The sequence below is a fragment of the Rhodococcus sp. P4_B6 genome, from assembly GCF_056402215.1.
Genome location: NZ_JBFUHV010000299.1, coordinates 1 through 6249, shown reverse-complemented (window position 1 = coordinate 6249; position 6249 = coordinate 1). Strand labels below are relative to the sequence as shown.

Here is a 6249-nt window from a genome sequence, read left to right as displayed (position 1 = left end):
CCGACACGTCGAACGTCGTCGCCGTCTTCTGCAACAACACATCCCGACCGGTCAACGCGTACTCCGACTGCATCCACAGCAATTGGTTCACAATCGCCGCATGCGCAACCGCCACACCCTTCGGCTTACCGGTCGATCCGGAGGTGTAGATGACGTAGGCGGTATTGTCCGCGCGCAAGGGATGCAATCGTTCGGCGTCGGTGATGCGCGTGCCGGAGTAGTCGGTCAGGTCCAGGTCATCGATCGTGATCACGTCGACGTCGGAGGGAACTGCACTGTGATCCGTGGTACTGGTCAGAACGCGTACCGGCCTGGCAGACTCCAGCACGTACCCGATGCGGTCGACGGGATGGTCGGGGTCGACGGGCACGTAGGCACCGCCCGCCTTCACCACCGCGTACATTCCCACCACCAGGTCCAGCGAGCGCCGCATCGCCAACGCGACCCTCGACTCCGGCCCCACACCACACCAGATCAGATACCGGGCAAGCTGATTCACCCGAGCATCGAATTCCGCATAGGTGAGGGAGACGCCCTCGAAAACCAGTGCCGGGGCTTCGGGAGTCCGCGCCACCTGCGCGTCGAACAGATCCGGCAGTGTGGTGAGGGGGACGTCGTGGTCGGTGGCGTTCCATCCGGACAGTTCTCGGATGCGTGTGGCGGGGTCCGCGATCGCGATGTCGCCGACCGGCGTCTGCGGTGCAACTGTGACGGCCTCGAGGATCCGGACGAACTGTGCACCGAACGAGCGGACCGTGCTCTCGTCGAACAGGTCGGTGGCGTAGTTGAATTCGGCGGCGATGGGGCCGGGTCGCCCGTCGGCGGCGTGGGTGTCGGTGAGGACGAGTTGCAGGTCGAACGCGGCGACGTCGGGAAGGATCGGTTGACTCGACACCGACAGGCCGGGGAGTTCGAGGTGCGTGGGGGCGTGGTTCTGGAAGAACAGCGCCACCTGGAACAGCGGGTGGTGTGCTGCCGTGCGGGTGGGGTTCAGGTGCTCCACCAGACGTTCGAACGGCACATCCGTGTGCGCGAACGCGGAGAGGTCCACGTCTCGGACCTGCTGCAGTAGTTCGGTGAACGACGAAGCCGGGTCCAGTTGTGCGCGGAGCACGAGGGTGTTGACGAACATGCCGACCAGGTCGTCGAGGTCGCGGTCGCCGCGGCCGGCGACGGGCGTGCCGATGGCGATGTCGGTGGTCGCGCTGAGCCGGCTGAGCAGTACCGACAGTGCGGAGTGCGCGACCATGAACAGGGTGGCGTTCTGTGTGCGGGCCAGGTTTAGCAGGCGTTCGTGCAGTTCGGCGGAAATCTCCCACGACAGGGTGGCGCCGTGCTTCGACGCGACGGTGGGTCGCGGCCTGTCGGTGGGCAGGTCGAGGCTGTCCCGCAGCCCGGCCAGCGCGGTTCCCCAATACGCGAGTTGGCGGGCGGCCCGCGAGTCCGGGTCGTCCTCGTCGCCGAGGAGTTCGCGCTGCCAGAGTGTGTAGTCGGCGTACTGCACGGGCAGCGGCGTCCACTGCAGTTCGTGGCCGCCGCTGTGCGCGGCGTACGCGAGCATCAGGTCGCGGGACAGCGGCGCAAACGACCATCCGTCGGCGGCAATGTGGTGCACCACCAGGACGAGCACGTGTTCGTCGTTCCGCACGCGCAGCAGTTGAGCGCGTACCGGAATCTCGGTGGTGACATCGAAGCCGGCGAGGGCGAAYCCCCGGATCGCGGCGGGGAGGTCGGCCTCCGTCACCTCGGCGACGGTGAGGTCGAGGTCGGCGTCGTGGACGTCGCGGATGCGCTGCCAGGGGCCGGCGTCCGAGGCGGGGAACACGGTGCGCAGCGATTCGTGCCGGTGCAGTACGTCGCGGAGCGCGCGACTCAGTGCCGTGATGTCGAGGTCACCCGAGAACCGCACGGCGAGAGGCAGATTGTAGACCGGACTCGCGGTGTCGAACTGGTTGAGGAACCACACGCGTTGCTGGGCTGGCGACAACGGCACCTGCTCGGGCCGCTTCCGCGGAGTCAGTGCGGGAGGCGCGAGGTGCGCCGCAGGGTCGGCCCCGTCGAGTCTCTGTGCGAGCCCGCCGACGGTCGGCGCATCGAAGACATCGCGCAGCGACACCGGGACGCCGAGTGCGTTGCGCAGTCGCGATACCAGGCGGGTGGCGACGAGGGAGTTGCCGCCGAGGTCGAAGAAGTGGTCGTGGATGCCGACCCGCTCGACACCCAGGATCTCGGCGAACACGTCGGAGACAACCACCTCGGCGGGGGTCCGCGGTGCCACGTATTCAGCGGTCGCGGTGTCGAGATTCGGTGCGGGCAGGGCCTTACGGTCGAGTTTTCCGTTCACCGACAGCGGCAGCGTGTCCAGGTGCACGACCTGCGCCGGAATCATGTACGACGGCAGCACCCGGGCAACGTGGTCTCGGAGATCCGCCGCCTCGGTGTTCGCGGCACCGACCGTGTAGGCGACGAGGGCTTCCTCGCCGCGTTCGTCCCGGTGCACCACCACAACCGCCTGCACCACATCCGGATGCGTCTCCAGGGCCGCCTCGATCTCACCCAACTCGATCCGCTGCCCCCGCAACTTCACCTGGAAATCCGTACGACCCAGATACTCCAACGCCCCGTCGGCCCGGCGACGCACCAGATCCCCCGTCCGATACATCCGCCCACCCGCGGCGAACGGGTTCGCCACGAACCGATCCGCGGTGAGATCGACGCGGCCGAGGTACCCCCGCGCCAACTGGTCACCCGCCAGATACAGCTCCCCCGCCACCCCGTTCGGCACCGGATGCAACCGGGCATCGAGCACATGCAACTGGGTGTTCCACACCGGACGACCGATCGGGACAGAGAATGTGTCCGACGCACCGGTCTCCCAGTACGTCACGTCGACGGCAGCCTCCGTCGGCCCGTACAGATTGTGCAGACCCGCACCACTGACCGCCCGGAACCGCGACACCTGCTCCGGCGTCAGCGCCTCCCCCGAACAGAACACCAACCGCAACGAATCACACTGCACCACAGCMGGTTCAGCAGTGAACACCGACAGCATCGACGGCACGAAATGCGTGGTGGTGACGCGGTGCCGGCGGATGAGGGTGGCGAGGTAATCGGGATCGCGRTGCCCGTCSGGTGCGGCGATCACCAGGGACGCCCCGACCTGCAGCGGCCAGAACAGCTCCCACACCGACACGTCGAACGTCACCGGGGTCTTCTGCAGAACGATATCCGAGCTGGTCAGGGCGTATTCGTGCTGCATCCACAGCAGCCGGTTCACGATCGCGCCGTGCGTGACCGCGACCCCCTTCGGACGACCCGTCGAGCCGGACGTGAAGATCACGTACGCCGTGTTCGCCGCGGTGAGCGCGGGGGCGACCGGTTCCGAGTCCTCCTCGGGGAGGTCGAGGGTGTCGATGTACTCCACGAGTGCCGCGGTGGAGAACGTCGTGTCGTCGGCGGCGCGTGTCAGCACACAGACCGGCTGTGCGGTGTCGAGCACGTACGCGGTGCGCTCGACCGGATGGTCGGGATCGATCGGCAGATACGCTGCGCCTGCCTTCACGATCGCGTAGACGGCGACGAGCAGGTCGATCGAGCGCCGCATCCCGACCGCGACGACGGACTCCGGTCCCACCCCGTTCCGGATCAGGTGGCGGGCGAGTCGGTCGGTCTGCTCGTCGAACTCGGCGTAGGTCAGCCGCCGATCGTCGAACACCAGCGCCACGGCATCCGGGGTGGCGGCGGCCTGGGCTGCGAACAGCGACACCAGGGTGTCCGCCAGCACCGGACGGTGCGTTGCGTTGGCCGCGGTGAGGGCGGCGCGTTCCCCCGCCGCGAGGAGGTCGAGGTCGCCGACGGCGACCGGCGGGTTGCCTGCGACCGCGTCGAGGAGCCGGGCGAATCGTTCGCCGATCGACTCGGCCGTGGTGTGGTCGAACAGATCTGTCGCGTAGGACAGTTGCACGGCCAGACCTGCGGCGTCGCCGGCGGAGTCGAACTGCTCGACGACGGTGAGTTGCAGGTCGAACTTCGCCACCTGGACGTCGATCTCGGCGGCCTCGACCTCGAGCCCGTCGAGTTCCACCCGGGTGTTCGCGGTGTTCTGGAACGTGAGCATCACCTGGAACAGCGGATGATGCGCGGACGACCGGGCGGGACTGAGCACCTCCACGAGGCGCTCGAAGGGGACGTCGCCGTGCTGGAACGCGGCGAGGTCGGCGTCGCGCACCCGGGCCAGCACGTCCCCGAACGTGTCGGCGGGTTCGACGGCGGTCCGGAGTACGAGGGTGTTGACGAACATGCCGACGAGATGGTCGAGCGCTTCCTCGCCGCGACCGGCGACGGGGGTGCCGATCACGATGTCGGACCCGGCACCCAGGCGGCGCAGCAGCACGGCCAGCGCGGCGTGCGTCACCATGAACGAGGTGGTGCCGGTGCTCTGCGCCAGATCGAGGAGACGCCGGTGGACGTCAGCGGGGATCGTGAACTCGACGCGGCCACCGCGGTGCGACATGTCGGCGGGCCGGGTCCGGTCGGTGGGCAGTTCGATCACCTGCGGCACTCCGGCGAGCGCCGACCGCCAGTAGGAGATCTGCTTGGCGGACAGGCTGTTCGGGTCGTCCTCCGACCCCAGCAGCTCACGCTGCCACAGGCTGTAGTCGGCGTACTGCACCGGCAGGGGCGCCCAGGTGGGCGCGTGACCGGCGACGCGCGCAGCGTACGCGAGCATCACGTCGGCGGCCAGTGGTGTCATCGACCAGCCGTCGGCGGCGATGTGGTGGACGACGAGGACGAGGACGTGCCGGTCCGGCGCCTCGCGGAACAGCCCGGCGCGCATCGGCGTATCGGTGGTGAGGTCGAATCCTGCGCCGCCGAGGGCCGTCACCGCGGCGGTGAGCGACTCGGTGGCGACGTCGGCCGGGCCGTCTGCGGGTAGCACGCTCACGGCGGGGGTGATCAGCTGATGGGGTCCGTCCGCGCTGTCGGGGTAGACGGTGCGGAGCGCCTCGTGCCGTTCCTGGACGTCGTCGAGCGCCCTGCGCAGGGCGTCGCGGTCGAGTGCGCCGGTAAGCCTCAGGGAAATCGGCAGGTTGTAGGCGGCCGAGGAGGTGTCGAACTGGTTGAGGAACCACATTCGTTGCTGCGCAACGGACAGGGGCACGCGGTCGGGTCGTTCCCGCGCCTCCAGCACCGGCCGCGGGTCGGATTGCGGCGCGGCGCCCACCACCGAGGCCGCCAGTTGCGCCACCGACGGCGACTGGAAGAGGTCCCGGACCCCGATCCGCACACCAAGGGCGGCGTTCACCCGGGACACGACCTGGGTGGCCGTCAGCGAGTTGCCGCCGAGGTCGAAGAAGCTGGTGTCGACGCTCAGTTCGGGCAGACCGAGGACGCCGCGGAAGATTCCGAGAAGGATCTCCTCGGTGACCGTTCTCGGGCGCACGATGTCGGCCGAGCGTGCGGCGAATACCGGTGCAGGCAGGGCGTTGCGGTCCAGTTTGCCCGCCGGGGTCAACGGCAGCGAATCCAACACCACGATCGACGACGGCACCATGTACCCGGGAAGACGCTCCCCGACGAACTCCGACAACACCCGGGTTTCGATGTCCGCTGCCGGCGCCGGCAGCACATACGACACCAAGCGAGTATTTCCGCTCCCGTCGTCATAGCCGACCGTGTGCGCGAACTCCACCACCGGATGCGACGCCAACACCGCATCGATCTCACCCAACTCGATCCGGAACCCCCGGACCTTCACCTGAAAATCACTACGGCCCAAAAACTCCAGAACCCAAGACCCGCCCTGCGAGGCCACCCAACGGACCACATCACCCGTGCGATACATCCGGCCACCCACACCGAACGGCGACGCCACAAACCGTCCCGCCGTCAACCCCGCCCGGCGCACATACCCCCGAGCCAAGCTGGAGCCGAGGACATACAGCTCACCGCGCACCCCGACCGGGACCGGACGCAACCGCTCATCGAGGACGACGAGATCGACACCCACGGTCGGTGACCCGACACTCACCGCCTGTCCGGGCACCAGCGGACCCGTCGCCGACGACATGATCGTCGTCTCACTCGGACCGTACGCATTGACCATCACCCGGCCCGGCGCCCACCGCGCCACCAACTCCGGCGGACACACATCACCCGCCACCACCACAGTCCGCAGATGGTCCAGACCACGGTGATCCAGCGACGCCAACGCCGCCGGCGTGCAGAACGCATGCGACACCTCGTGGT

Annotated in this window: 1 protein-coding gene; it reads right to left on the bottom strand. The window is 68.3% G+C overall.

Translation table 11 applies throughout. The features are described from left to right. Window positions 1-6249 (bottom strand): amino acid adenylation domain-containing protein (locus tag AC1DWT_RS48950; protein WP_477926033.1); only part of this gene is annotated, 6249 nt, incomplete at both ends.